At 61.2% G+C, this 26,557-nt stretch carries 25 protein-coding genes and 1 pseudogene; 13 read left to right on the top strand and 13 right to left on the bottom strand.

The features are described 5' to 3' along the window. Position 1: 1 nt before the first annotated feature. From AC04SH_RS23945 to AC04SH_RS23925, 5 genes are all read right to left on the bottom strand, one after another. Entirely contained in the window at positions 2 to 2,368 is a 2,367-nt protein-coding gene (locus AC04SH_RS23945; RefSeq protein ID WP_488576922.1) for a SpoIIE family protein phosphatase, read from the bottom strand. Next, positions 2,365 to 3,543, bottom strand: a complete 1,179-nt coding sequence (locus tag AC04SH_RS23940; RefSeq protein ID WP_488576921.1) for a methyltransferase domain-containing protein — start codon at positions 3,541 to 3,543, stop codon at positions 2,365 to 2,367. The genes AC04SH_RS23945 and AC04SH_RS23940 overlap by 4 nt, the downstream gene beginning before the upstream one ends. After that, the gene (locus AC04SH_RS23935) at positions 3,540 to 4,061 is read right to left on the bottom strand and encodes a ubiquinone biosynthesis methyltransferase UbiE (RefSeq protein WP_488576920.1); all 522 of its coding nucleotides are present in this window, start codon (positions 4,059 to 4,061) and stop codon (positions 3,540 to 3,542) included. The genes AC04SH_RS23940 and AC04SH_RS23935 overlap by 4 nt, the downstream gene beginning before the upstream one ends. 265 nt (positions 4,062 to 4,326) lie before the next feature. Then, positions 4,327 to 5,976 (bottom strand): putative bifunctional diguanylate cyclase/phosphodiesterase, encoded by a 1,650-nt coding sequence (locus AC04SH_RS23930; RefSeq protein WP_488577057.1) that lies wholly within the window; start codon positions 5,974 to 5,976, stop codon positions 4,327 to 4,329. Between the two features lie 407 nt (positions 5,977 to 6,383). After that, positions 6,384 to 7,526: a helix-turn-helix domain-containing protein gene (locus AC04SH_RS23925; protein WP_488576919.1), complete on the bottom strand. Its 1,143-nt coding sequence runs from the start codon at positions 7,524 to 7,526 to the stop codon at positions 6,384 to 6,386. 303 nt (positions 7,527 to 7,829) lie between these two features. Between AC04SH_RS23925 and AC04SH_RS23920 the strand changes: the two genes are divergently transcribed. Next, positions 7,830 to 8,132, top strand: coding sequence for a hypothetical protein (locus AC04SH_RS23920; protein ID WP_488576918.1), 303 nt, complete (start codon positions 7,830 to 7,832; stop codon positions 8,130 to 8,132). 2 nt (positions 8,133 to 8,134) lie between these two features. Here AC04SH_RS23920 and AC04SH_RS23915 read toward each other — a convergent pair whose 3' ends face one another. Beyond that, positions 8,135 to 8,470 carry a hypothetical protein gene (locus tag AC04SH_RS23915; protein ID WP_488576917.1) on the bottom strand — a complete coding sequence of 112 codons (336 nt, stop codon included), beginning with the start codon at positions 8,468 to 8,470 and terminating at the stop codon, positions 8,135 to 8,137. Positions 8,471 to 8,634: 164 nt separating this feature from the next. Here AC04SH_RS23915 and AC04SH_RS23910 point away from each other — a divergent pair, with 164 nt between their 5' ends. Beyond that, entirely contained in the window at positions 8,635 to 9,366 is a 732-nt protein-coding gene (locus AC04SH_RS23910; protein ID WP_477234490.1) for a DUF2270 domain-containing protein, read from the top strand. 37 nt (positions 9,367 to 9,403) lie between these two features. On the opposite strand, the gene AC04SH_RS23905 is transcribed toward AC04SH_RS23910, so the two are convergent. Both AC04SH_RS23905 and AC04SH_RS23900 read right to left on the bottom strand, forming a co-directional pair. Further along, the gene (locus AC04SH_RS23905) at positions 9,404 to 9,748 is read right to left on the bottom strand and encodes a hypothetical protein (RefSeq protein WP_488576916.1); all 345 of its coding nucleotides are present in this window, start codon (positions 9,746 to 9,748) and stop codon (positions 9,404 to 9,406) included. Between the two features lie 182 nt (positions 9,749 to 9,930). Continuing rightward, positions 9,931 to 10,824, bottom strand: coding sequence for a LysR family transcriptional regulator (locus AC04SH_RS23900; RefSeq protein ID WP_488576915.1), 894 nt, complete (start codon positions 10,822 to 10,824; stop codon positions 9,931 to 9,933). 149 nt (positions 10,825 to 10,973) lie between these two features. Here AC04SH_RS23900 and AC04SH_RS23895 point away from each other — a divergent pair, with 149 nt between their 5' ends. From AC04SH_RS23895 to AC04SH_RS23885, 3 genes are read left to right on the top strand one after another with little or no spacing between them, the layout of a single operon-like run. Beyond that, positions 10,974 to 11,351, top strand: coding sequence for a carboxymuconolactone decarboxylase family protein (locus tag AC04SH_RS23895; RefSeq protein WP_488576914.1), 378 nt, complete (start codon positions 10,974 to 10,976; stop codon positions 11,349 to 11,351). A 2-nt stretch (positions 11,352 to 11,353) separates the two neighbouring features. Further along, the gene (locus AC04SH_RS23890; RefSeq protein WP_488576913.1) at positions 11,354 to 12,343 is read left to right on the top strand and encodes an aldo/keto reductase; all 990 of its coding nucleotides are present in this window, start codon (positions 11,354 to 11,356) and stop codon (positions 12,341 to 12,343) included. A 28-nt stretch (positions 12,344 to 12,371) separates the two neighbouring features. Continuing rightward, on the top strand, positions 12,372 to 13,112 hold the full coding sequence (locus AC04SH_RS23885; RefSeq protein WP_477234500.1) for an SDR family oxidoreductase: 741 nt from the start codon (positions 12,372 to 12,374) through the stop codon (positions 13,110 to 13,112). Positions 13,113 to 13,127: 15 nt separating this feature from the next. Here AC04SH_RS23885 and AC04SH_RS23880 read toward each other — a convergent pair whose 3' ends face one another. Continuing rightward, entirely contained in the window at positions 13,128 to 13,739 is a 612-nt protein-coding gene (locus tag AC04SH_RS23880) for a sulfotransferase family protein (RefSeq protein WP_488576912.1), read from the bottom strand. 253 nt (positions 13,740 to 13,992) lie between these two features. Here AC04SH_RS23880 and AC04SH_RS23875 point away from each other — a divergent pair, with 253 nt between their 5' ends. After that, complete coding sequence (locus AC04SH_RS23875; RefSeq protein ID WP_112566614.1) at positions 13,993 to 14,298, top strand: hypothetical protein; 306 nt, start codon at positions 13,993 to 13,995, stop codon at positions 14,296 to 14,298. Positions 14,299 to 14,334: 36 nt separating this feature from the next. Here the strand turns inward: AC04SH_RS23875 and AC04SH_RS23870 are convergent, their stop codons facing one another. Together AC04SH_RS23870 and AC04SH_RS23865 are read right to left on the bottom strand one after the other, a co-directional pair. Continuing rightward, positions 14,335 to 14,967, bottom strand: a complete 633-nt coding sequence (locus tag AC04SH_RS23870; RefSeq protein ID WP_488577056.1) for a Vgb family protein — start codon at positions 14,965 to 14,967, stop codon at positions 14,335 to 14,337. 33 nt (positions 14,968 to 15,000) lie between these two features. Beyond that, a complete protein-coding gene (locus tag AC04SH_RS23865) occupies positions 15,001 to 16,221 on the bottom strand; it encodes a helix-turn-helix domain-containing protein (RefSeq protein WP_488576911.1) in 1,221 nt (406 codons plus the stop codon). Between the two features lie 404 nt (positions 16,222 to 16,625). Between AC04SH_RS23865 and AC04SH_RS23860 the strand changes: the two genes are divergently transcribed. The 6 genes and pseudogenes from AC04SH_RS23860 (at position 16,626) to AC04SH_RS23835 (ending at position 22,342) form a co-directional block, all read left to right on the top strand. After that, positions 16,626 to 17,378: a DUF899 domain-containing protein gene (locus AC04SH_RS23860; RefSeq protein ID WP_203279472.1), complete on the top strand. Its 753-nt coding sequence runs from the start codon at positions 16,626 to 16,628 to the stop codon at positions 17,376 to 17,378. A gap of 84 nt (positions 17,379 to 17,462) precedes the next feature. Then, positions 17,463 to 17,729 carry a hypothetical protein gene (locus tag AC04SH_RS23855; RefSeq protein WP_488576910.1) on the top strand — a complete coding sequence of 89 codons (267 nt, stop codon included), beginning with the start codon at positions 17,463 to 17,465 and terminating at the stop codon, positions 17,727 to 17,729. Positions 17,730 to 17,770: 41 nt separating this feature from the next. After that, positions 17,771 to 18,834 (top strand): annotated as a pseudogene (locus AC04SH_RS23850) (zinc-dependent alcohol dehydrogenase family protein). A gap of 199 nt (positions 18,835 to 19,033) precedes the next feature. Next, positions 19,034 to 21,583, top strand: coding sequence for a caspase family protein (locus tag AC04SH_RS23845; protein ID WP_488576909.1), 2,550 nt, complete (start codon positions 19,034 to 19,036; stop codon positions 21,581 to 21,583). A 12-nt stretch (positions 21,584 to 21,595) separates the two neighbouring features. Continuing rightward, on the top strand, positions 21,596 to 21,877 hold the full coding sequence (locus tag AC04SH_RS23840; RefSeq protein ID WP_488576908.1) for a hypothetical protein: 282 nt from the start codon (positions 21,596 to 21,598) through the stop codon (positions 21,875 to 21,877). Between the two features lie 192 nt (positions 21,878 to 22,069). Continuing rightward, the gene (locus tag AC04SH_RS23835; protein ID WP_488577055.1) at positions 22,070 to 22,342 is read left to right on the top strand and encodes a hypothetical protein; all 273 of its coding nucleotides are present in this window, start codon (positions 22,070 to 22,072) and stop codon (positions 22,340 to 22,342) included. Positions 22,343 to 22,493: 151 nt separating this feature from the next. On the opposite strand, the gene AC04SH_RS23830 is transcribed toward AC04SH_RS23835, so the two are convergent. After that, a complete protein-coding gene (locus tag AC04SH_RS23830; RefSeq protein ID WP_488576907.1) occupies positions 22,494 to 24,359 on the bottom strand; it encodes a hypothetical protein in 1,866 nt (621 codons plus the stop codon). Between the two features lie 81 nt (positions 24,360 to 24,440). On the opposite strand from AC04SH_RS23830, the gene AC04SH_RS23825 reads away from it, so the two are divergent. Beyond that, positions 24,441 to 25,223 (top strand): hypothetical protein, encoded by a 783-nt coding sequence (locus tag AC04SH_RS23825; RefSeq protein WP_488576906.1) that lies wholly within the window; start codon positions 24,441 to 24,443, stop codon positions 25,221 to 25,223. A 387-nt stretch (positions 25,224 to 25,610) separates the two neighbouring features. Here AC04SH_RS23825 and AC04SH_RS23820 read toward each other — a convergent pair whose 3' ends face one another. Beyond that, complete coding sequence (locus AC04SH_RS23820; protein ID WP_488576905.1) at positions 25,611 to 26,249, bottom strand: TetR/AcrR family transcriptional regulator; 639 nt, start codon at positions 26,247 to 26,249, stop codon at positions 25,611 to 25,613. Between the last annotated feature and the right edge of the window lie 308 nt (positions 26,250 to 26,557).

Raw genomic sequence — 26,557 nt, 5'->3', positions numbered from 1 at the left:
GCTATGTGTGCCTTATGATCACGAGGGTGATGTCGTCATGGATCTTCTGGACTCCGATATGGGCCATCAGATCCTCGATGATCCCGGTCTTGATGTCCTCGGCGCTCCCGCCGTAACGTTTTTTTGCGCTCTGGCAGAGGCGCTCGAACCCGAATAGCATTTTGTCCTGATCCTCCGCCTCGGTCACGCCGTCGGTGTGCAGCACGATCACGTCGCCACTCTCGAACTGGATGTCACGCGTGTCGATGAACTTCGAGATGTCATTCTCCAGACCAACCGGCATACCCAGATCGAGCGTATCGATGCGTTCGACCTCCCCGTGCGCACGCACGACGAGAACGTCCTCATGCTGGCCGGATAGCGTTACCCGCTCATCCTCGAAGTCAAGAAAGGCCAGCGAGAGATGCTTGCCGGTGTCCGTCCGCTCGATGTTCTTGTAGATCGCTCTGTTCAGCCGGTCCAGAAACTGGTGCGGATCCGCTTCGTCGGTCTCCTGCAGCGCGCGTGCAACGGATTGGACCATCAGCATCAGCACGCCGCTCTCGAGACCATGACCGGTCACGTCGCCGATGCCAATCTTGATCCGTGATCCGTTCTGCAGGACGTCGTAATAGTCACCGCCGACCTCGTCGGCCGGCCGCATGTAGGCTGCGATCTCCAGCCCCGGAATCGCTTCGAGTTCGAATGGTTTCGGCAGGACCATCAACTGGATCTGCTTGGCAACCGCGAGCTCGGCGCCGAGGCGGACGTTCTCGTCCTGCAGCTTTTCGTTGAGAGCGGAGATCTCCTGATTGGCGTCGCCGAGCTCTCTGGTTCGTTCGTCGACGAGTTGCTCGAGGTTTTCCGTGTGGAAGCTGATCTGCTCGGCCATGCGGTTGAAAGCGATGCCAGCGGCTCCAACCTCGTCGCGCGTCGGAATGCTGACGCGGACTGAATAGTCCTTGGTCTGGAGCCGCTGGGCGGCACTGGCAAGCGCCCTGAGGCCCGCGGTGATCCGCTTCGAAATTCCGAGCACGGCCGCGAAAACAATCAGAAGCGAAACGATGATCGCACCGATCTGAAAGAGCAGGATACGATTGGTTGCGCGCGAAATGCTCTTCTGCGCGGCAAACAGGGACGCGTAGATCTCCCGTTCGGGAACGACGATCCCGACCGACATCGTTTCGGACTTGATCGGTCCCGAACTCCACAGATTGGTCGGCTTCAGTCGCTTGAGGACAACAATGTAGGGTACGCGTTCGCCCTTGTTGTCGAGCATGATATGCTGAATGACACCGTCATTGTTCTGGCCGAGAGGCAGCGACGCGATAGCCGGCTGCGTACTTCCCCGCAGGGACCGCTCCAGGCCGGTGACGCCCTGCGTGCCCGCGTCGCTTGATGAAGTCAGGCCGATGATCGCCTGGCCCGACGGATTGATCGCCACCACATTGCCAGTCGACATGGTGAGGAAGCCGAACCCGGTTTCAGCGATCTTCACCCTTTCGACGACTTCCGCGAGCTGATCGAGAGTGATGTCTGCCCCGGCCGTACCGGCGATACCGGTGTGATCGCGCGTCCACAGCGGGTGGAAAAAGCTGACGATCAGCTTTCCCGTGATTGCATCGGTGTAAGGCGCTGTCTGGGTGATATCGTCAGGGACCGGACGCGAGGCCGGATCCTTGGCCCATTGCTGCCATGAACCATAGATTCCCGGAAAGAAGAACTCCCAGAACTCCGCCTTGTTGTGCCCCGGATAAAGCTTGTCGAAGGTCTGCGCCTGGTTCGTATACGGCACCGTCCTGAAGATCGGCCGTTCTTTTGGACCAATATAGTACATTTGCAGTTTGGACGATCCGCTGGCCATGAGAGTCGGTGCGACGAGATCGATCACGGTACTGTCATCTATTTCCTTCTGAACGTCCGGCAGCGGAGCGTGGTCGGCGCCCAGCAGGTAGCCCCAGACACTGACCACGGAAGGCGCGCCCGGCAGGTTCTGCGCCCAATCGCCCTGGGCGTCGTAGACGACCTTCACGGAGCCGGGCGCTTCATGCGAAAGCGTCGCTCCGACCTCTTGCTGCCTCGTCGGTTCGTTGATCTGGGCCTGCAGTACGCCAGCCAGCGCCTTGACGTCGCCGTGAACCCGATCGAGCAGCAGATCGACGCTCAACGCTGTCGATTCGGCATAGGAACGAATGTATTCCTGGTTTGCGGTCGTCAGGCCCTCACCGACTTCCGACGTCGCGTCGCGCGACAGCTTCTGAACGTTCCAAAGGGCCAGGCCACCGCTCAGCAGGAGGTCGAACAGGACGGCGCCGCCAACGACCAACACGAATTTCGCTCGAAAGGAGCGCAGGCCGAAGCGCGGTGTAGGCTCATTGTCGGCTTTCATTGCGGCCGTCGCCCCGATGCGACCCAGATCGGCCAACCCGCATAACCTTTGGGGTGGAGCGCAGCGAAAATGTGGTCCTCGAAACCCTGCCGGAACTGTGCGACGAACTCCGGTCCATCGCCGCGCCTGGTCGCCATCTCGCCCGCATAGACATCCGCCCATGCCGCAATGACATCGGCGAAATCCTGCGGATCGCCGTCCAGGTTAGTGACCATGAAGGTCTCCACGCGGATGTCTTCGAATCCTGCTTCCATCAGGTATCGCCGGCTCTTCGGCCCAAGCTCGACGTCCATCTCGAAATGCCCGAACAGCTTCGCCACCTCGTTGTAGGTCCAACGGATGCTTTCGGCGCGCGGCTCGCCGAGGCAATGCGAATTCTTCTCGTTGGTGATGTAGACCCGCCCGCCCGGCTTGCATATGCGGTAGAGTTCCTTGAGGATGAGTTCAGGCCGATTGAATATCTGAAGGGAATGCCGGCAGGTCACCAGGTCGAACTGCGCTTCGTCGAGCAGCATCTCCGACGCATCGCCATAGGTATATTCGATGCCCCGGATATCGAACTCCCGCATCACCTGTCGAGCATAGTTCAGGCTCGATATGGAGTGGTCGAGGGCGACGATCCGCGATGGCTGGAACTCCTTCTGCACGAGCACGGCGAAATCGCCGATCCCGCAACAGATGTCGGCCATGACGATCCCCTGCCTCATGCCGTGTCGCGGCAAGATTGCGCGCTCGTGGCGCCAGGTCATCTTCGTCTGTGAACGCAGGATCGGAACGAACCCGCCTTCCTCGAGGAAGCCCTGTCCCGGATAGAATTCGCTGTCATACTCCTCGACCGTGATGTTCGGCTCGATTCCGCTCAAGCGACCGAATTTTCGCGAGGTCCATCCGACGACGCTTGACGTGATGACGACGAATTTGAGATCGGGCCGAGCGCGACAGGCGTCTATGAGGATCCTCGAAAAGGCGTGAAACGCGGCGTTGTTCATCTGCGTCAGGCGTCTGACATTGACGTAGAGAACGCCGCGCACACGGCAGATCGCATCGCGGAGCAATGCTATGCTGGGCCCAAGCTCATCGATTGCCTGAGGCCGGACCACCCCGGATATGGAGAACTCCTGGTTGTTGGCGTCATATTGCGCCTTGAAGCGCGGGAGGAGGTCGTAAGGGCTCAATGTTGCAGGCCCTCAAGCGGGAGATCCACGACAAGCTTGATTGCATCACCATCGGCTTCCTCCACCCTGAGTGCCGCGTTGTAGTCGACAGCCAGTTCCAGGAGCACGACCTCCCGGCTGGGCGCGACATCCCCAGACACCGAATTGAGGTATCGCTCCCTGGCCTCTGTTCCTGCGACGCGTGACACGGCTTCTTCATAGAATTCGCGCTCCTCTGGCACGCATGGGAACGTCAGTTCGATCCTCTCTGTCGCGCCGTGGCGGGACACCCTGCATGCCAATTCACCACCGGCATGGCGCGTACGAAAGGCGACTTCCAGCAATTCATTGAGGGCCGAGGAAAAGAGATTTGAATGCCGGACCGAGTCTGATCTGTTTTGACTGATCATCCGGGCCATGTATGACGAGACATAGTCGCAGTGTCTCCAGGCTGAGACGAAAGCCTTGATTTCCATGTCGATCTGGATCATGGGCGCAAAAGTCGGCTCGCCAGCCAGCTCATGATGAACAGGTCCCATAGGCATCCTCCCTTGTTCCATCAGCATTGGGCCCTGGTTGGGCGATGGCCTCCGCGACGAAAATTTCACCGCGCGCCGTGATGAGTCACTCTTGCACCGACTCGAAGAATTGAGCGGTATCTGCCTCGATCGTTTCTACAAATCCCCACTTCACCGTTAACAAAGGGTGCAAGGTGCAAAGCAATTCCAGGAACGTGCGTAGCGGCTTTCCGTCCAGATTTGTGTAAAAACAGATACTTAGGGTCCGTGGTTCTATCAAACCACTCTAAACCGCCCGATTTGATTCCTCCATCGCTCGCACCGCCCTCAGCGGGGACCGTCTGATAAAATTGCCGGTTGCATCTGCTCCGAGCGGGCGTCCCAGGAAATTGCCCTGCAGGCAATCACAATTCTCCTTGATCAGCCACAGCGCCTGTGCGGACGTCTCGACCCCTTCGGCGGTGACGCTTATTCCCAGGCCGTGTGCCAGATTTATAATCGATCGCACGATGGTCTGGCTTTTGAGATCGGTCTCCAGGTCCGCAATGAAGTACTGATCTATCTTCAACGTGTCGAAGGGAAAGTTCTTAAGGTAGCTCAACGATGAGTAGTACGTTCCAAAATCGTCGAGCGATATTCGTATTCCCAAGACGTTCAGAGTGTTTAACGTGTCGATATTGTCGATCGTCCTCTCGAGAAGAACCGTCTCGGTTATCTCGAGTTCAAGTCGGTCGGCCCGGATTCCAACTGCGTCGATGACCTGAGCGACAGTATCCGTCAGTGAACCGCTAAGGAACTGAGCCGGCGACAGGTTCACTGCGATCGTCAGCGAGGAGGGCCACGTCAACGCCTGGCGACAGGCTTCCTCGAGCACCCATCGTCCAATCTCGTCCATCAGACCGTCCGACTCGGCGATCGGTATGAAAACGCCGGGTGGAATGATTCCGATCTCGGGGTGCCGCCACCGCAGTAGCGCTTCGAAACCGATCACCGACGCGGGAGACCGAATGAGGGGCTGATACTCCAGATAAAGCTCGCCGCGCTCCAGCGCGGTTCTAAGGTTGCGCCTCAGATTCTCGCGTTGCTCGAGCAAGAGCAGCATCGAACGGTTGAACGTTCGAGCGCAACCGCGTCCGTCCGTCTTGGCCGCGTAAAGAGCAATGTCCGCGGCTTTCATCAACTGCTCGCCATCGGTCCCGTGCTCCGGCCCGAAAGCAATTCCGATACTCGAGCCGACGAAGACGGGAATGCCGTTGATGACGAACGGCTCCTTGAACGCGTCGACCAGCGATCCTGCTAGGCGCTCGGCTTCCGCTGGCTGATCCTTTCCCAATTGGATGACGGCGAACTCATCGCCGGCATACCGGTATGCGGATTCGCCGTCCTGCAGTGCGTCGCGGATTCGACCCGCCGCGAGCTGAAGAAGCGTGTCGCCTGCTCCATGACCGAGCGTGTCGTTGACCGCTTTGAAATCGTCGAGGTCGATTTGCAGCAGGGCGGCTTTCGGCTTTGCTTCGCCGATGGCCGCCAGCGCCTGCTGTAGCCGCTCGCCGAATCGCCGCCGATTCTGCAGTCCTGTCAGCACGTCGTGCGTCGCGTGATGGAGCAGAGTTACATGCTCCTGCTCCTCCGCCGCGCTCCGCTCCCCGTGCCCCCTTGTCTCGATGATTCCCACACCATTCGCGGTGGCGAAGACGAAAACGGAACGGGGCACTTCGTCCGATGATCGCGGCAAGTCGATGTTTGCCGGGGTACCGCCGTGGAACACACGAAGAAATTCGTCGCGATACCTCGCATCGAGGAAGCTCGGGTAGATCTCCCAAACGGCGGCACCCGGCGCTACCACGCCTCCGTACACGCCTTTGAGCTTGGTTGCGTAGTGCGTCAGACAGAAGTCGCGGTCATAGAACGACAAAAGTTCCGTCGTGTTTGCCAAAAGGTCAGCAAGAAGCGCTTCGCCGGCACGTGGAGCATCGCTTGAGGAAGGCCCCTCACTATCCGTCCCGACGCCTGATGCCTCTGGGTGCAAGTGCCACCTCCATAGGCGGTGCAAATTCGCGTCCCCCAGTCCAGGAATAGCATAACTGCCAAGCTTGGCAAACTTTCAACTCGAAGTCTTAACAAGTTCCACATGCTGCGTAGCTGCAATGTATGCTCCGCCGTGATTGGCGGCAAACTGTCGATAACGATGAACAGTCTCAGTTGGTTAATAAATCGCAATTGGCTGTATGATGATGGCGCGGTCCACGCGACACGAATATTCTGGTCCATGAGGCAGCGTGGCCCTGGCCGCCCCCGGCAAGCCTGCTTGAACCTGCCCATCTCAACATCGCCGATCCTGTTTCAATTTCCGAGCGCCTTGAGCCAACCTTCAAAGGAAGAGGCCTTCTCGTGTTCAGCACCCGAAACAGAGTGGGCGGGGCGTGGCAACACCACCGTGCTGCGGCCTTCGCGGGGGCTGTAACCGAATTCCTTGCTGAATGCCCGGCTGAAATTGGCCGCTGAACTAAACCCGAAGGCCTCGGCTATTTCAACAATTCGCCGGCTGTCCGCCGGATCACTAAGCGCAATATGGGCTGCCAGAAGCCGGCGGCTTTGTATGTAATGGAGAACACCACCACTGGGTTCGAACAACTGATAGAGACGGGAGCGCGAGACGCCGAGCGCCCGGCACATTGAATCCGGTGTCAGATGAGCCGCATCCAGATTCTGGTGGACGTATCTGCGCGCCCGCTCCATGAGCGCAACATTCGCCAGTTGTTCGGCGGCGGCAGCATGTTCCGCCGCAGGCCCGAGGCAGGCGATGATCATGCTGCGCGTTGCGTGTACGATGCGAGGCAGATCGTCAGCAGTGAGGCTGCGCAGTCTTGCCTCTATGCTGTTGATGTAGCCGACCAGGAGGTTGGCAAAGTTGCCGGACAGAATTGAATTGTTCTTCGCGTCGAGGCTTGCCGCCGCATCGGCGAACAAATCACGCGGCATATAGAGAACGAGACTTTCCGAGTCCGTTACCCTCCCGCGAAACGGGTAGCCGAGCGATCTGATCTCCAATTTGCCCGGCTGGCTTTCGGCAACGCGACGATCGACCTCCGTCCATGACCGGCCAGTATGGGGCAAGACGATGCACCAGTGATCGATCGAACTGGACCGGAGTTTTGCGGCAGAACGCGTGTAACTGTGTGCCGCTGCGCGCTGCTGAACGATCAGCATGCTACCGAGGTTCCAGGCCGTGTGGTCGGCGGGAAAGCCATCGTCCGGCGATTTGTCATCGGGCAACTTGACCTCGACAAGCGGCGCCATATGCGCTTGCCAGGCGGCGAATTGATCCTCTGGCGCCAGTTCGAGCGTTGAAAAGGACAAAGGCTCGAGCGCCGGCGCGAGTGGCGAAGCCGACTCGTTGTGAGGTTGAGCTTCGCGCGGCCAACGACGTCGATCACGCTCCGGCGGCTGCCTCGCAGGTGCCTCGTCAGGCTTTTTAGCGTCCATCGCGTGGTATCATATCCGATTCGGGTATGCCCCATGCCCCTTTTCAATCATGTGGTGTACCTCGGGCATCTGGCAAGACTTTGAGGCCGATATCGACAGACCAGCCAGATCCAGCCGTCGATGACCACAGCCGCAACCCTGCCAACTACAGCGGAACTCGCGTCGACAGAGCCGGCGATCGCGGTGAGTAACAGCAAGAAATGCATTCCGAGATAAGTTTCTGGATGCGACGCTAACGACACTCTTCAGCCCGCTGCATATAGAATTGAGCATTGTGGAAGCGTAGTTGGGGAGACCCTGTAGATGAACGCAAAGCTCAACAGCGAAGCCCGTCGCAAGATAATTCTTGACGGATACGTCAACAACGAGCCGTTGAAGGATATTGCGGCCAGGATCGGATGCTCACTGGCAAGTTTGAAAGTAACAGCCAGTAAAATCGGCTGCACTCGAACTCCGAAAGAGGCGGCCGATTTTAGGCGCGGCTTTCATATCCCGGAAAACAAGCGGCAGGATTACTACCAGTTGATGAACATCGGTCAGTATAAAGCTCGGGAGTGCGCAGAAATTTTGGGATTGCTGACAGGTCAATCGTCAGGAAACGAGTAAACTCACCGCAATATACCTTCGACGGAATTATCGCTGGAGCATTCCATCGCCTCAGCGATTCGTCGGTAAAAGCCCGCCGCAGCGCGGCGGGCCCTGAAAGATTCGCACAAATGCTGCGTCGGCGTTTCAATCGCACCTGCCTCAGCCCTCACGATCTGGCTATTTGCGAACGCGTGTTCGATCAGGTCTGCGCGGATGAACATCTCAACCCCTTGGACCCGGACGCCGAAATCCTGGCGGTGATGGTTGTGGCCATTTTTCGAAATGCTCACACCGGCGAGCACGAACTGCGGGAAGCTGTCAGGTCTCGCCGACAAAAGGTCGCGGGAAGCGGGCATTAGCGCGCCACATTCGATCGCGTAGCCGAGCGGGTATGGCTGAGCGCATAAACCCCTCCAAGGAAAGAGGCTGGAACGTTTCAGCCGACCGCGCGTTGTGGTTTTCGGGGAGTGGCCGGCGTCGTTTCGGCCGGCCATGGCGTTGGGAGGCGCATGGCAAAGGGATGTCCCAGGTCCAGACTGTGAAGCCAGCCGAAGCGGCAGCAGCGCCGCGGGCCTCCGATGCGTTCGCGCTGAAGCTCACCTCATCGGAACTCGCGACCACCATGTCACATTTCCACCGCGCCGAAATCGCCCGCATGGCCGGCTGGCGCGACCGTCTGGACCGCACCAGCAACTGGGCGATCACCGTCGTCGCGGCCATGCTCTCTGTCTCGCTGTCGACACCGAGCGCCCATCACGGCGTGCTGCTGTTCGCCATGCTGTTGATAACGCTGCTTCTGTGGATCGAGGCGCGGCGCTATCGCTTCTTCGACGTCTACCGGGCCAGGGTGCGCCAATTCGAGCGCTATTATTTCGCGCAGATCTTCTCGCCGCAGCCTGACTACGCCTCCAATTGGCTGGCCATCGTCGGCGAAGGCCTGCGTTCGCCACGCTTTCTGATCTCGCAGCGCGCGGCTTTGGTACGCCGGCTGCGCCGCAACTACATTTTTATGTACACGATCCTGACGCTGGCCTGGGTGCTGAAAATCACGACGCCCAGCCTGCAGCGCGAAGGATCGCCGATCGGATTCGGTGCGTCATTTCTCGATGCCGCGCGCGTGGCGCAGCTCGGCCCTGTTCCGGGCATCTATGTGGTGTGCATGGTCGGGCTGCTCTATGTCGGCATGCTTGCCGCCGCTTTCCTCATCTCGAGCGACGAGGGCGAGCTGTCGCATGGCACCGTGCATGTCTGAACATAGTCGCGAAAGCGCAATCCGGCTGCGCTGATCTTCAGCAGACATTGTCTACCATCATTGCGGACGATTCCGGCCGGGTTGCGGACTCCTCAACCCGAGGGCGTGCGCGATGACGTTTGTGTGCCGTGAGTGCGATGACCAGGGCGCAGCAGGCGGCGTTCAGCCAGTTGATCGCCGCCAGCGCGGGATCGTTGAGATTGATATGGGCATAGAGCCCGGTCGTGGCGTTGGCGGCTGTCCACAACAGCCAGGTCGCGTAGGAAATCGCCGTCGCGCCATGCTTGTCCTGCGCAACCCGCACGATCTGCGGCAGGTAAGAAACCACGCGCAAGCCGTTGAAAATGGTGAACAGATAGAAAGACAGATCGGCTAGCGTCATCCGAATCCCCCTGTAAGGCCGGACGTCCCATATCGTTCCTTGCAAGCGCGGCATGTGAGCCCGTTCACATGCCGGGTTCGAATTCCTGTTGCGGCCCGGCACCCCGCGCTAACGCACCGGCTTGGCTGCAGCGTCCGAGAAGGATGCGATTGTTTCGCCGAAGGCATGCCGACGCGTGTGGCTCAGCCGCGATGGCGCAGCGCATCGACAAGCAGCGAGAAGGCAGGCGTCGCCTGGCGGCGGCTGGGGTAATACAGATGGTAGCCGGGAAAGGGCGGGCACCAGTCGGACAGTACCCGCATCAGCCGACCGTCGGCCAGTTGAGCCGTCACCTGATCCTCGGGCAAATAGGCAAGCCCGAGCCCCGCCAGCACGGCATTCAGGCGCAGTGCCGCCGTGTTGAAGACCAACTGGCCCTCAACGCGCACCTTCAACTCGCGTCCGGCCTTTTCGAATTCCCAGGCGTAGAGTCCGCCATAGGTCGGCAGGCGCAGATTGATGCAATTGTGGGTCGTCAGGTCCTGCGGCGTGCGCGGCTTCGGCCGCGTGGCGAAGTAAGCTGGCGACCCCACCACCGCCATGCGCATGTCGGGGCCGATGCGCACGGCGATCATGTCGCGCGCCACCTGTTCGCCAAGCCGCACACCGGCATCATAGCGCTGGGCAACGATATCGGTCAGGCCATAGTCAACGATGATTTCGACCCTGATGTCGGGATAATCGGGCAGGAACTTCGCCAAGGCCGGCCAAAGGATCGCATCCGCCGAATGCTCGCCGGCGGTGATGCGGATGGTGCCGCCGGGTTTTTCGCGCAGTTCGCCGAGCGCCGCGAGTTCGGCTTCGATCTCGTCCAGCCTCGGGCCTATCGTGCTGACCAGGCGCTCGCCGGCCTCGGTCGGCGACACACTGCGCGTGGTGCGGGTCAGAAGCCGCACGCCAAGCCGCTCCTCCAGTGCGCGCAACGTGTGGCTGAGCGCCGATTGCGAGACGCCGAGCTTGGCCGCAGCCTTGGTGAAACTCCGCTCGCGCGCGACGGCGAGGAAGGCGGTGAGCTCATTCAGATTGTCGCGCGGCATTGATGAGCTCTCCTCATAGGTACATGCCGGATATTGCACCTAATCGTGGATAATCGCAGGCCCTAAATAGGCTCCATCACAAATCGGGCAGTCCAAAGCGGGGCAAAGACGGCGGCCATCTTCCGCCGGCATCGAGAAGGAACAAATCCATGGACATCAAGCGAAGCGGCTCGCAGCGAGGTCAATCCATCGTAACCGGCGCATCTCCCAAGAACCCATTCTCCGACATCGCCCCTGCCCTCGGCAGATACACCGACGAGGTGCTCTTCGGCGATGTCTGGAAGCGCCCCGGCCTTTCGCCGCGTGACCGCAGCCTCATCACCGTCGCCAGCCTGATCTCAGGTTACCGGATCAATGAAATGCCGGGGCACATGAAGCGGGCGCTCGACAACGGCGTGACCCGCGACGAACTCATCGAAGCCATCACCCATCTCGCCTTCTACTCCGGATGGCCGACGGCAGCCACTGCGATCGGCATTGCCCGGAACGTCTTCGAGCAGGCCGACGCCGAGAAACAAGGACAATGACAATGCAAAAGCGCACACTTGGAACAAACGGCCTCGAAGTCTCAGCCATCGGATTGGGCTGCATGGGAATGAACCAGTCCTACGGGGCGCCGATGGAGACGGCGGATGCGGTTCGCCTGATCCGCGCGGCGTTCGAGCGCGGCATCACCTTCTTCGACACAGCCGAAGTCTATGGACCGTTCAAGAACGAAGAGGTCGTCGGCGAGGCGCTGCAGCCGATCCGCGACCAGGTGGTGATCGCCACCAAATTCGGCATCGACATTGCAGGCACTGCCGGACACAGCGGCATGGACAGCAGGCCGGAGCACATTCGCGAGGTCGTCGAGGCCTCGCTCAGACGGCTGAGGACGGACCGCATTGATCTTCTCTACCAGCATCGCGTCGATCCGGTCGTGCCGATCGAAGAGGTGGCGGGCACCGTCAAGGACTTGATCCAACAGGGCAAGGTCAAGCATTTCGGTCTTTCCGAGGCCGGCGTGCGCACCATTCGGCGCGCGCATGCGGTGCAGCCGGTTGCGGCCCTGCAAAGCGAATACTCGCTGTGGTGGCGCGAGCCCGAAGAGGCGATCCTACCGGTGTTGGAGGAACTGGGGATCGGCCTCGTGCCTTTCAGTCCGCTCGGCAAAGGTTTTCTCACCGGCGCCATCAGCGCCGACACGACGTTCGACAGCAGCGACTTCCGCAACACCGTGCCGCGCTTTTCGGCGGAGGCCAGGCTGGCGAACCAGGCTCTGGTCGATGCCATCGGCGTCATCGCGGCCAAGAAGAAGGTGACCCCGGCGCAGGTCGCGCTCGCCTGGCTGCTGGCGCAAAAGCCCTGGATCGTCCCGATCCCCGGCACGACGAAGCTCAACCGCCTCGAAGAGAACATCGGATCGGCAGCAGTTGCGCTGACGACGGATGATCTTGCCAACATCGAAAGCGCGGTCTCGTCGATTACCGTGCAGGGAGAGCGCTATTCCCCGCAACAGGCGGCAAGGATCGATCGCTGATCGCGACGAAAATCAGAAGGGCAAAGTCATGACGCAAGGTATCGAGAATAAGGTCGTCGTCATCACCGGCGCCAGCAGCGGTCTGGGCGAAGCCGCCGCGCGGCTGCTGGCCAATGAAGGCGCGAAACTGGTGCTGGGCGCCCGACGGATCGACCGCCTACAGGCGCTGGCAGGTGAGCTTTCGCTCGGCAAGGACGGCATCCTGCAGACCGACGTAACCGATGTCGGTCAGGTCCGTCGTCTCGTCGACCATGCGGTCAAGACGCATGGCCGCATCGACGTCATCATCAACAATGCCGGCCTGATGCCGCATTCACCGCTGGAGCGCGGCAAGGTCGAGGACTGGGACCGGATGATCGACGTCAACATCAAGGGCGTCCTCTATGGCATCGCCGCTGCCCTGCCGCACATGAAGACGCAGAAGAGCGGCCACATCATCAACGTCTCGTCGGTCGCCGGCCACAAAGTCGGGCCGGGCGGCGCGGTCTATGCCGCCACCAAGCATGCGGTGCGCGTCATCTCGGAAGGACTGCGCCAGGAGGTCAAGCCCTACAACATCCGCACCACCATCATATCGCCCGGTGCCGTGGCGACGGAATTGCCGGACAGCGTCACCGAAGCCGATGTCGCCCAAGGCGTGCGCGCGCTCTACGACCGGGTGGCCATACCGGCCGATTCCTTCGCCCGAACGGTGGTATTCGCGATGAGCCAGCCCGACGAGGTCGACATCAACGAGATCCTGTTTCGGCCGACGGCGCAGGAATATTAGAGCCGCCGACCTTGCTCAGCACCGCCGGTTCAGCCCGAACTGCGCCTGAAATTCCCTGGTGTCGTTGCGATTGGGATAGGGCCGGTCGGGCACTGGAACGCGCAGATGCGCACACAGGGTCTCCCAGCCGTCGCCCAGTTTATGGACCAGCAGCCGCTCCGGAGGAACTGTCGCCATGACCGCGGCGACGTTGGCTTCATAGAGGGCGATCGCGGTCGCGCGATCATGCGCCTTGCCGCCGAAGACCTGCTTGGCGATCAAGGAAATGCCAAGCGCCTCCTGATCCTCGAGCTGGCTGATGCTGGTCAGGATGGTCTTCTCGAAACTCTGCCACCAGCTTTCTGGCGAGCGCCAGGTGAGGATGACCGAGGCGTCGGGATAGACTTCGATCAGCTGGCGCCAATAATGCGCCGATGGCCAGTCCATGCAGGAGGCATAGCCGGCAAACAGCTCGCTCCAGTCAGGCGCAGCACCCTTCGCCAGTGCGCGCCAGAGCCGCTTCTGCTCCTCGTTGGCGATGACTTCGGACATGTGATGACAGGGGCCCAGGCCGAGTATGGTCAGCGCTTCGCGCATGGAATCCGTTCCGGTACGGCCAAAGCCCGTCCCGATCACCTTGATCGACATTTTTTCCTCCCGGGCTCGAACCGCCGAGGTCGATCAGCTGGCAGGTTGGCATCGCTCAGCGGCTGCATGATAGCAGCTTCTCGCAGGAAGCGCCGCGTGGGCAGCAACTCCTCACTCTTCATTGCATATATCAGGACTGCGCCCGGGCCAGATTAGCCGCCAACGATAGATCTGTCCCACACAAAGATCGGTTGACCGGCCTCGGCCACGAAGCGACTATTCAGCCAGATTGCAGACCGCAGGAGGACATGAGATGGACGAACCCGATCGCTGGCGGCATATGGCGAGCGCGCCCAAGGACGGCAGCCGCATCCTGGTCACCGTGAGGCCGTCTGAACAGGGGCCGGCCGAGGTCGACCTCGCCTACTGGTCGCGCGCCGACCAGTTCGGTAGCGAAGGCTGGCGGTCTTCCGATTCGTCTCCGGGACGCGTGATCGAATATCCTGAACCCGAATTAAAATGCTGGATGCCGCTTCCGACGGCCAATCTGAGCCGGGCTTCCATGCCGGCCCCCTGGGCCGGTGAAGACGCCCAGCAGCTCGACGGCTCCGGAATATGATCTCGGCAGGACGGCGGTAGGGAATACCCTGCCTGCCTATCTCGGCCGGCGCACCGCTCGCACCATGCCGCCGGGGCCGCCGCCGCAGAAGAAGCGGTCGCCGCCGTCGGATTCGAGCCCCGACACACCCACCCCCGCCGGCATGTCGAGCCGCTCCAGCACCTTTCCGGTTTGCGGGTCCACACGGCGCACGTCGCTCTGGTCGCCTTCCCAGGTGCCGTGCCACAGCTCGCCATCCACCCAGGTCACCCCGGTGACGAAACGGTTGGATTCGATGGTGCGCAGGATTTTCCCGGTCTCGGGATCGATCTGGTGAATCTTGCGCTCCCGGTTCTGCCCGACCCACAGCGTGCCCTCGGCCCAGGTCATGCCGGAATCGCGACCGCCGCCGGGCGCCGGAATGGTGGCCAGCACCTTGCCGGTGTCGGGGTCGATCTTCTGGATGCGATCTCCGGCCAGCTGGAACAGATGCCGGCCGTCATAGGCAGTGCCGGCATGGGCCGCGACATCGATCGAGCGCTGCGTTTCACCGTTTGCCGGATCGAAGGCGGTCAGCTTCTCTCCCGTGGCAAACCAGACATTTTGCCCGTCAAAGCTCACGCCATGCACGATGTCGACATCAGGAAAGGGCCCGTATTCGCGCAGGATTTCGGCGGTTGAATGTTTCATGTCCTGGTCCTCGATCACGGTCACGGAACCTTCCTAGCCGTTTGGCAGCGGTGCCGGGAGTAACAAGGTGGTCGTGAAACCCGCCACCGGCGGCGTCATCCAGCGGCGCGCGCGACCATGACCGAACGACTGCACCTTGCCGGCCTCGGCCAGCTGCTCGAGCGCTCGCTGTACGCTGCGCTGGCCGGCGCCGAGCGCCAGCGCCAGCGCCGAGCTTGCCCAGGCTTCACCATCGGCCAGGAAGGCCAGCACCACCGCGTGCCGCTCCTCGATCGGCCGCGCCAGCACCGCCACCACGCCTGCCTGGCGCGGCGCCAGCGCAAAGCCTTGGCTGGTCGCGCCGATGCCGGCCAGCGACCGCAATTCGGCGCGCAGCCGGCCGATCTCGACCCGCAGCCTGGCACGGTGCGATTCATCGGCGTGCCTGCCGCCAAAAGCGCGGGCAATCAGCGTTGCCCTCGACACATCCGCCGGCCAGGCTTCGGCAAGCGCGCGCGCCAGTGCAAACAGCACCGGGCGCGTTGCCAGCGAGACCGTGGTTTCCTGCTTGCGCACGACATAGCGGAACGTATCGATGACCAGCGCCGACGACGCCTGCAGCACCTCGACGTCTTCGAGCAGAACCGGTCGCTCTTCGCCATTGGCGATCAGCCGAGCCGCCGGCGTGTCGAGTGCCAGGAAGGCGCTGTCGACCTCGGCCATGAGGCCCGGAATGCCGGCCCGGCGGGCGGCGTGGCGCGCCCATTCAAGGGCTGCGCGCGCGGCTTTCGTCTTGAGCCGGCGCATGGCGATGCCGGCAACGGCGAGTTCATGCGCGGCGCGTGAGGCCGGCGGAAGCGGCGCCGGATCGAGCTGGGCCAGCACGTCTTCAGCCTCGTCGAGGCGACCGATCAGCAGCAGGCGGCGCACCTTGAGATGGCCGGCATGCGCGGCGTTCAGCCGGTCGCCATGCCTTTCCAATGTCGCCCGCGCCGCATCGAGCGCCTTGGCCGGCCAGCCGAGGTCGCGCGAGACCAGCGCGATCTCGGCTTCGGCGACGACGCATCTGGCGCGCGCCACCGCCTCCTTCGGACCGAAGGCGCGGCCGGCCCGACGTAGCAGCAGCTTGGCGCGATCGAGATCGCCGAGCTGCGCCATGGCAATGCCGCGCAGCGCCAGCGCCGGCGCGTCCTCGCGCAAGGCCACGCGGTCGAGCGCGGCCAGCGGATCACCCGCGGCCAGCGCCAGCCCTGCCGCGGTGATCAGCGAGTCCATTCAAATCCCGTCACACTTGTAACTCCCACCTCCGCCGGTCATGGCCCTAACTTAAGTCACCGCCGCCAAGCAGCAAGCCGGGGCGGCAAACTGGCCATCTGGGCTGGCAGGAGACACTGGTACTGTCGTTGACGCCAATATCGGCAGTCGCTAGCCTGAGCATCTCAGATGGTATTTTTAAGCTTCTCATAAGGGAAAACTGACAATGCCTGTTTCCGAGGACCTTGAGCACACTGCGCGGCCCCGCCACCCCTGCTGCGGTGGGCCGCCTGCAAATCCCGTCACATTTGTAACTCCGCCCTCGCCGTCTCGCGGCCCTACCCTACCTCACGATCAGCAGGCAACGGCAGGCCGCAACGGCTCGACGACTGACAAATAACCGGGACTGACAAAGGAGACGAGCGATGACCAAGCACGTGGCAATGAAGACCCCGCCAATCGTTTCAAGGCAGGAATGGGAAGCCGAGCGCGAAAAGATGCTGGTGAAGGAAAAGGCGACGATGCGCGCCAGGGATGCGCTGTCGGCCGAACGCCGGCGCATGCCGTGGATGGAAGTGGATAAGGCCTATGTGTTCGAAGGCCCCAACGGCAAGGCAAGCCTGCTCGACCTGTTCGAAGGCCGCCGGCAGTTGATCGTCTACCGCGCCTTCTATGAGCCCGGCGTCTATGGCTGGCCCGAACATGCCTGCCGCGGCTGTTCGCTCGGCGCCGACCAGGTCGGCCATCTCGCCCATCTCAACGCCCGCAATACCACGCTGGCCTATGCCTCGCGCGCGCCGCAGGCCGACATTGTCAGCCTGAAGCAGCGGATGGGCTGGGAGATGCCCTGGTACACAATCACCGACAGCTTCGACAAGGATTTCGGCGTCGACGAATGGCACGGCCACAACGTCTTCATCCAGGACGGCAAGAAGGTGTATCGCACCTACTTCATCAACAGCCGCGGCGACGAGCAGATGGGAACCGTCTGGAGCTATCTCGACGCCACGCCGCTCGGCCGCCAGGAAGTCTGGGAAGACTCGCCCGAAGGCTATCCCCAGACCGAGCTCTACAGCTGGTGGAACTGGCACGACAATTACGACGCCGCGCCCGACAAGACATGGGAAGCGGTGGCCGCAGCCGGCGAAGCCGCGTTCCGAGATAAGGACGGCAAGTAAGGGCTATCCAGCTTGGGGTTCCTCGCCCCTGCCGAAGGCGGGGGGAGGAACCAAGCCCCAGGCGTTCATCAAAGGATGAGAACCATGAGCGATATCGGCGCCTGCAGCGAGATCCCTCAATCCACCGGCGCGGCGCCGCTCGGCATCGCCGACTGGCTGTGCCTCGCCGCGGCGCCGACTTTCGCTGCGATGGCGTTGCTTACCTGCTTTCACGCTGGCGACAGCATGACGTCGTGCCTGGGCGCCAATGCCTCCCTGCTCACCGGCATGCCGGTGATGTATCTCTTGATGAGCGCCTTTCATCTGGCGCCTTGGCTGCGTGTGATTTCCGGCCGGCCGGTCCGGCAATAGTCCGGCTCGCATTCCAACACCCCGCACGTCGGAGAGAGACAATGAAGCTGGTCAGGCTGAGAGCGCCGGGCGGATTGGACAAGTTCGACCTGGTCGAGGAAGATCATCCGCAGCCTGGGCCGGGCGAAATGCTGATCAGGATCCGCGCCTGCTCGCTCAATATGCGCGACGATTTCGCCGTGCAAGGCAAGGTGCCGCTCGCCGAGGGCCGCGTGCCCCTGTCAGACGGCGCCGGCGAGGTGATTGCCGTCGGCGACGGCGTCAATGCGTTCAAGTCAGGAGATAACGTCGTCAGCACCTTCTATCCCGGGTGGCTGGGCGGCGACATGACATCAGACACAAGGCGCGACATTCCAGGAGACAGTTTCGACGGCTTCGCCAGCGAATATGTGTGCAAGCCGGCGCAGGCTTTCACCAGGGCGCCGGCGGGCTATACGCATCTCGAGGCGGCAACGCTTACTTGCACGGGCGTTACCGCCTGGCGAGGCCTGGTGACGTGCGGCAAGGTGAAGCCCGGCGACACGGTGCTGATCCTCGGCACCGGCAGCGTGTCGCTGTTCGCGCTGCAATTTGCCAAGGCTGCCGGGTCATCGCCATCTCGTCCAGTGAAGAGAAGCTGGAGAAGCTGAGACGCCTCGGCGCCGACAACGTCATCAACTACAAGGCTGTGCCGGACTGGGGCGGCAAGGCGAGGGATTTGACGGATGGACGCGGTGTCGACCAGGTGATCGAGGTCGGCGGACCCGCGACACTGGCGCAGTCGATAGCGGCCTGCCGGACAGGCGGCCACATCGCCCTCATCGGCGTGCTGACCGGCTTTGCGGCCGAAGTTTCGATCCCGGCGCTGTTTTCGAACCAGATCCGCATCAGCGGGATTTCCATCGGCAGCAGGGCCAACCAGGAAGACATGATCCGGGCGATAGAGGTCAATCGCCTGAAGCCCGTCATAGACAGCAGCTTTCCGCTGCAGGACATCGCCACCGCCTTCAGGCATTACGAAGCGCAGAAGCATTTCGGCAAGGTTTGCCTCGAAGTTTGGCCATCGCATCCTGCCGCAGCCCACCAGTCCCTGGTGTCGGACGGCGCATTCAGCCCGTTGATGTGACTGTGAGACTTGTCACATACCCGCTTTTGAAGCGCGTGCTACTGCCACCACGTCAGTCAGCGCCGAAAGAAATCGCCTGCCATGGTCTGGCGGTGACGGGCCTTTCACTTTATCCTGTGGCAGGTTGCATACGATCAACGGGCCTTGATGCCGCAAGCGGTGTTCTCGTCGGCGTCAGGCAGCGGCCAGGGGTTTTGCCATGCTCCGACTTTGCGGATTCATCGCGGCCTTCATCCTCGTCAGCCTCACGACCTTTGAGGCCTGCGCTGATCGAAGGGTCGCCCTCGTCATCGGCAATTCCGAATATCGTGACATCCCGGCACTCAAGAACCCGGCCAAGGACGCCGAGGACGTGTCGGCCACGTTCCGGCTGGCGGGCTTCGAGGTTTTCGTCGCCGAGAACCTCACCAAGCAGCAATTCGAAGGCCAGTTCCGGGACTACCTGGCCGCCGTCGACGGCGCTGATCTCGCCGTCGTCTACTATTCCGGGCACGGCTTTCAGATTGGCGGCGAGAATTTCCTGATCCCGGTCGACGCCTCGCTGAAGAAAGCGGCCGATATCGAGGTCCAGGCGATCAAGCTCAACGATGTGCTGGAGCAGCTGCGCTCGAAGTCGAAGATCCAGGTGATCATTCTCGATGCTTGCCGCAACAACCCCTTCCCGCGCAACAATTACTGGCTGCGTGACCAGCTTGTCACCGCCGGCAATACCGGGCTGGCGCAGGTGCGCAGCTCGCTCAACACGCTGATTGCCTTCGCCACCGAACCGGGCGCGGTCGCCTATGACGGCAGCGGCGACCTCAGCCCGTTTTCATCGGCCTTTTCGCGGCGCGCGCTGGCGCCGAACCAGGAGATTCGCACGGTCATGTCGGCGGTGCGCCGCGACGTCGTGCAAGCCACCAACGGCATGCAGGTGCCTTGGGAAAACTCCTCGCTGATCGACGACGTGGTGCTGGTGCGCCGCAGCAACCGGCCCTCGCTGCCGCCGGTGCTGGAAAAGGTGGTGCTGTCGGGGGTCGGCCCTGTCGCTCTCGGCCTGCCGGAGCCGGTCGATGTCGATGGCGGCGCTATAACCGTCAGCATCGAAAGGCCGCCCGCAATGGGCCGGCTGATGCTGGACGGCAAGGACGTCGTGGTGGGCGAACCGATCGCGGGCAAGGATCTGCCGCGCCTGCAGATGGATGTGCCCAAAGGGGCTGCCACGCAGGACGAGGTGGATATGCTGGCCTATGCCACGCATGACAATTGGGGCGGCGGAAGCCAGGGCATATTGGTGTTCCGCGTCAAGAGCGGCGAAGGCGCCGCCGGCCAACAGATCATGGCTTCGCTCGAGGCCGAGCAGAAGCAGCAGGTGCTGGAGCGCGGCATCCACATCACCGACGCCGCCGAAGCGATCGAGAACCGCAAGCTCGATATTCCCGTCGGCGTCGGACCGGTCGCGCTCAACCTGGATTTCCCGACCGACGATCCGGCGGTCAGCCTGAAGGTCTCGGGATATCCGGCAACAGGAACGCTGTCACTGCCGGATCGGACGCTTTCGCCGCAATCGAGCCTGCTGGCCGGCGAGGTCGACCATCTTCGCTACGAGCCGCAGATCGGCACCACCGCGCCGATCGTGGTCGGTTTTGAAATCCGCGCCGACAGCACTTCGTCCAAACCCGCGACGATGAAGCTGTCGCCGACGGTCGATGCCTGCGATACCGCGGCAGGCGAGCCTCTCGACCTGCAAGGGGTGGTGCCCGGACTGCTGCCGAACGAGATCGGCGCCGGTGCGGTGGCGGCCTGCGAGGCCGCGGTGAAAACCTATCCCGATGTCGCCCGCTTCCGCTACGAGCTCGGCCGCGCGCTGCTAGCTGCCGGCAAGGTCGCCGAGGCCAAGACAGCGATCGAGGACGCCGCCAAGAAGGGGCATGTGCGCGCTGTCTTCGAACTCGGCTATCTCAACGCAACAGGGACCGGAACGGCCATCGACCGCACCCAGGCCAACGCTCTCTACAAGGCTGCCGCCGACAAAGGCGATCCCTACGGTATGACGTCGTGGGGCCGCGCCCTATTCAACGGCTACGGCGTCAACCGCGATACGGCCAAGGGCCTGGACTTGCTGCTCAAGGCGGCGGCCATGGGGCACACCTATGCCATGAACGATCTGGCCGCGATCTTCACCGAGGGCCGCAATGGCGTGCCTGCCGATCCGGCCCGCGCCGTCGCCTTCCTGCAAGCGGGCGTGCAGCGCCAGGACATGTATTCGATGAACCTGCTCGGCCGCAATTACCTCGCCGGCCAGGGCATCGACAAGGATCCGAAAGCGGCGCAAGCGCTGTTCCAGCAGGCCACCGATCTTGGCCAGCCCTACGCTCCGGCAAGCCTTGGGCGCATGTATCGCGACGGCGTAGGGGTGGAGCGAAATCTCGAGGAAGCACAAAGACTGTTTGAACTGGCGACCGCGCGCGGTGATTACTCTGGCGCCTATGATCGCGCGGCCCTGGAGATGGCGAGAGGCGACAAGGCCGATCAGGCCGTTGCTGTGCGTTTCCTGGCATTCGCCGTCGCGCTGGACCTGCGCAAGGAGCTTCCGGACGCCAAAAAGGGCCTGGCGCAGTTCGGGACGAAGCCAAAAACGGCGGCCCTGGACGCCCTGCGTCAAGAGCTGAAGTCGAAGACCCTGCCGTCCGGTTCGCTGGACACGCAACTGGTCAAAGCGGCCCGGGGGGTCTGGGAAGAAGCCAATCCGCGTCGGGACTTGTTTTGAACAATGGAGGCCATGGTGGGCAAGGCATTCAAGCAGGCATTCATCGGGACAATTTTCTCCGGCGTTCTGGCCGGGCTCATGGGCTGCACCTCGGTGTCGCCGATGTTTGAGCCGGCGCCACCGGTGGAACATCGCAAGGTGGTTCGCGTAGCGCCCCAGCCGAAGGTGGTCCGATACAAGAAGGCGACTACCGGCAAAGTGATCAAGCCGGCCGAGGAGACACCACAAAAGCCGCCGGTTATTCCCACTCTCGGCGGCGGCAGCGGGGGTGGCGGCGGCGGCGGTTGGGGATGAGGGCAGGCCGGAGCGAAGGCAGAGCCAGGGCCGCCCCCTTGTGAGGTGGGTGGCGCGTCTGTCCTCCCTACCGCCATCGACCGGAGACTGCACCTCAGAAGCGGCTAATTGACAGCCCAGGAGAAACGGCGCTCACTGGCTCGACCGCAGCAGCGGGCGATTGCGACCGCGGCGGCTCCTAGGGAGGATGCCATGCCGACAGTAATTGGCCATCACAACATCTCGAAAGACACCAAGCATTGGCTCTCGTCACCGAAGCGCAAGGAGCTTTTCGGTTCGCTCGGGATCACCAACATCCGCACCTTCGTCGATCCGCAGAACCCAAAACGGGTCGCGGTCATGATGGACGTTCCGGACATGGATAAGCTTGCGGCCATGATGCAAAGCAAGGCAGCAGCCGATGCGATGGCTCACGATGGAGTGGTGCCGGAGTCGCTGGTGATCCTGGTGGAGACGAAGGGATAGTTCGCCACCGGCCAGCGGAAACCGGATTTTGGCTTCAAACGCGAGACGCCGCCGCGTTGGTCACAGCTCTGGTTGCGGACACACCTTGTGAACCGGCATTTCAGCCCGCGAAAGCGCGCCGAGGCCAACGGATGCGGCGGCTCGCACAATGTTAGCCCTTGTTGGGGCTAAGGCCGAACATCTCCGCGATCGCGTACCCACCTTCTTCGTCCATGGTCGAGAACCGACTCCTGGTCAGGTGCCTCCTCAATTTGTGCAGGTCGTGGTGGACGATAGTAGCTTCGGCATCCGAGAGATCGTCGAGATAACCCCAACCCTGCCGCAGCCAAGGCCAACAGCCGCCGACTACACCTTCTGCCGCAGGCGTCCGTTCGAAAGTCCACTCAAATACCTGCTCCTCTTCGGTTCGCGGCTTGCCGGCAGGAACTTCCGGAATAAAGGCCAATATCCGAGCGGCATCTATAAACCGGCCGCGAATCGCACTCAATAGCGCTATATCAAAGGGGATCGGCTGCGCAGACTTGTAGTAAGGTGAGAAGAACGGCGTTGCATAATAGTAAGCCATCCTTCGAATACTTTCCACGTCATTGATCGAGTCGTAAAGATAGGCGCTAATGACCCCAAGAAGCGGATCAGCGTGTTTTTGTTGGCGCAGCCTTACGGCCAAGTCGACCTTGGCCCTTGTGCCTATTCCGCCACTTTCCATTTTAGCGAGCATTTCTTCGGCGTTGCGCGCAATGTTTCTATCTGTGTGCACCTCGCGATAGACAAGCGCAGAGACCCCTCTAGGATCGCATATCACGGAGCCTATGAACTCTGGCAGGCTTGTTGTCAGGGCAAATTTCCCGCTCTTGAATTCGATCAGCACAGCCGCTGGGTCTTTCAGCCGATATCCATTGCGCTGACCTACACGCCACCAGTTTGGCGTCCCCTGTTTCTCGGCAAAGAAGCCTGGCGCGGTCCATAGCGTGCGTACGGCTTGGCCATCGACGGCAAATCCCGACCCGGTTTCATAGGCATCGGGGCGTTTTTGTCGCCTAATCCGCTTGCGAAGGACTGCGCCAACGTCGCTCCTCTTGGGAGGCTCAGGCACCAGCGCCTCGAGCGATGCCTCTGCTCCCCAAGCAAGCACTTCATCAGCGGGCGGCCAATCGGGAAGTACTGGTACTCCGACCTGTGCGTCCTTTCTGAAATAGACGTCGTCTTCTTCGGGAAATGTTGGCAACACGACCGGGTGGATTGCGCGGCCATAGCGCTTGGCGATAAGCGGAATCTCTTGTCTGAGAAACGTTCCAAGGCTGTTGCTGGTAACACAATTGGTGGCACGTTTGGAAAATGCGGCCGGCTTTGCACCCCACAACCCCTCCATCAAGACACCCGTGAAAAGGCACCGGTCCTGGTCTGGATCCGGGCCCGGGATCATGATGGTAGCCGTGCCGTCGTGGGTGGCGATGAACTTGTCGATTGGCGGCCAAGGAATGCCTTCTTTGGGACCGGCTTGCAGCACACCCCTAATGTCCATGTCCGCCGTGTCCACGTCTGGCGGCAACTTCCGGCATGCATCGGCGAAGATAGACAACTGACCGATTCCGTATCTGTAGAGCCGCCGCTTGAGCAGTTCGACCCCAACCGCACATTGTTCGTCCTTCCAGTCCGATAGCAACCACAGGCCCTCTTCGGCTTCCTTGATCAGCCCGTGCCCGGCAAAATAAAGCAGGAACCGGTGGATGAGCGGCTTGGTGATCTCCTTTCCTCTACCGCTCTCTATCTCCTTGAAACCTATAATTGATTCGATCTTTTCACGAACCACATCGATTGTGATTTTATTTTTGGTGTCGTCGAGAAGATGAGACTCATAGCCACTGGCTTTTGCCCATTTACAAAATTCGCGCGCCCCATTCAGCGCTCCAGCCAGATAAGGCAATGGCGTTGCGTCCGAGACAGCGATCGCCAGCGCTACCATTCGTTTGATATCGGGCATTTCTTTCCCAGTCATCGAATAAGAGAATTTGCTCAAGAGACTAGCATTTATACCTGGAGTAAAATACCTTCAACTACGAATAAGCACGATCCTTTATGTCAAACGAAGGAGATCATAGTGAGTGCGAGAAATTTTCACGCGAGGGAATACGTAAAGGGTATAGACCTTACCGGAACTCCGCGACCACGCAAACTTGTTGACCAAGGGGTAGAAGACATCGCAGGCGAAGTCTTCACGACTACGAAAAATCAGGCGCAGATTGTGGGGGCCGGTCTTTTCTCTTTCACGAAGGGAGTCGACGCCGAAGTTCGCGAGACGATATCTTCTTCGGCCTTACTTGCGCAACTTGTTGCAAACAAGAAAAGCTCGAGCAGTCTCCAGCCATTGGTATGGTTTTCCGAGTATTCCACCGTTCTTCAGAACGTCGGTTGGACTATGCAGGACATGCAGATGACGGACTACAGTACAAAAGGCACCGCAGCTGAGGTGAACGAGAAAATTATCGAGGTGATGACGGTAGCTCTCGGTCCCTCTGTTGCGGCGCTGGCTATTCTTAAGGCGACCATCAAAGCCTTGGCAGCCATGCAATCCAACAATTCCTGGTTCAAGATATTCGAACGAGAATCGCAGAGGGCGAGAATCGCACGTTTCCAGATAGGTCTGGTCGAACAGGGAGCCAACAGCGACGTTTTTGTTTCTTTGCTTGGTTGTTTGATACAGGCCCAAAGCAACATTACACAGGTTCTCTTTTTCAAATTCAAGGATGCCAAGGCGTCTTTTAAGGCAAGTAGCCAAAAAGCTTCAATCAACAGAGCGTCAATGATTGGCCTCAAGGGTGATATCAACAAGAAAGTCAGAGCCTACCAAAACAGTTATCTTAGCAGCATTAAGGACATATAGCCGGCACAGTACGTTTGACACTTTACTCTTGCGCAAACCTTACCCCTTTGGCCCTTGCCGGTCGGCCGGCTGCGGTTTGGATCTGAAGAGCCAGCCGGGAGCGAGTGCGCGCGCCATGCCCGATTGAGCGCGGAGGAGATACCGCCTAGTGAGTCTTCGTGCATGGATACGTCGGAAACGCATCAGCCCATCACCACGAGCCTTCGGCCTTCACACCTGCGTCGTGAAGCCAGCTTCATTTTGCCACGAAAGAGGCTGATGACCCTCTCCACCTCTTGTTTTGCTTGGAATTGCTTTAAGCCACGATATCGTTGGGCGGCAGCAATGGCTTGGGTAGATCGACCTCGCCCATTCCGCTGCACGCCAAGATGAGATTGTCTGCGGAAGTCACCTCTTCCCCGCCCCAAAGCGCAATCCGTCCATCAGCAGCTTGACCAGCCGGCGCGAGCGGTCGCGCCAGTCCTTGGTGTCGGGGGCCGAGTAGATGCCGCCGAGCGCATGCAGCACATCGGAGGCGTCGACGTCGCCGCGGATCGAGCCTTCGGCCGCGGCCGCCTCGACCAGCTGCCGCAAGGCCAGCGATACCCGGCCCGACAAGTCTGAAAACACGGCGGAATTGGTGTTGAACAGGATGCGCAGGCTGGCCGCCAGGCCGCGCTTGGTGGCGATGTAGTCGACGAAGCGCTGCATCCACTGTTCAAGCGCCATGTCGGCCGAATGGTGGCTGGCGAGGTCGTCGGCAGCCGCGCAGAGTGCTTCGACTTCGCGCCGATAGACCACCTCGACCAGATGCTCGCGGGTCGGAAAATGTCGGTAGAGCGTGCCGATGCCGACACCCGCCTGGCGCGCGATCTCCTCCAGCGAAGCATCGACGCCCTGCTCGGCAAAAGCCGTCGCCGCCACCTCGACCAGCCGGTCGCGGTTGCGCTGCGCGTCGGCGCGCAGCGACTTTGGCGCTGCGGCTTCGCGCGCACCTTGGGCGGTTGCTGTCTGCTGGTCGTCCAATTTTTTCTCCACTGTCGACATATGGGGGCTTGAACCCCGAGGGGTAAGCCCCCACCTACATAAACGGAGGCGCCTCCGTTTTAGTGGAGCAGTCTTATCATATAATCAAGGGAGCCGGTATGTCACGTCCCTCGAACTTGCCTACCAGAGTTTCCCCATCCCGCTGGAGAATGGCGGGGACGCCTTCGGCGACAGAGGGGGTCGGTTCGACCGGGCGCGACCTCCTGCGGCAGATGGAGGTTAGCGCTCCACGCGAGGCGACCCCCTCTGGCCACTCCGCGGCCATCTCCCCCTCAAGGGGGGAGAATACGCCTACCCTTGCCCTCCCC

This window comes from Mesorhizobium sp. CNPSo 4688, from assembly GCF_057784295.1.
The sequence above is the reverse complement of the archived record's forward strand: the minus strand, read 5'-3'. Positions and strand labels throughout refer to the sequence as shown.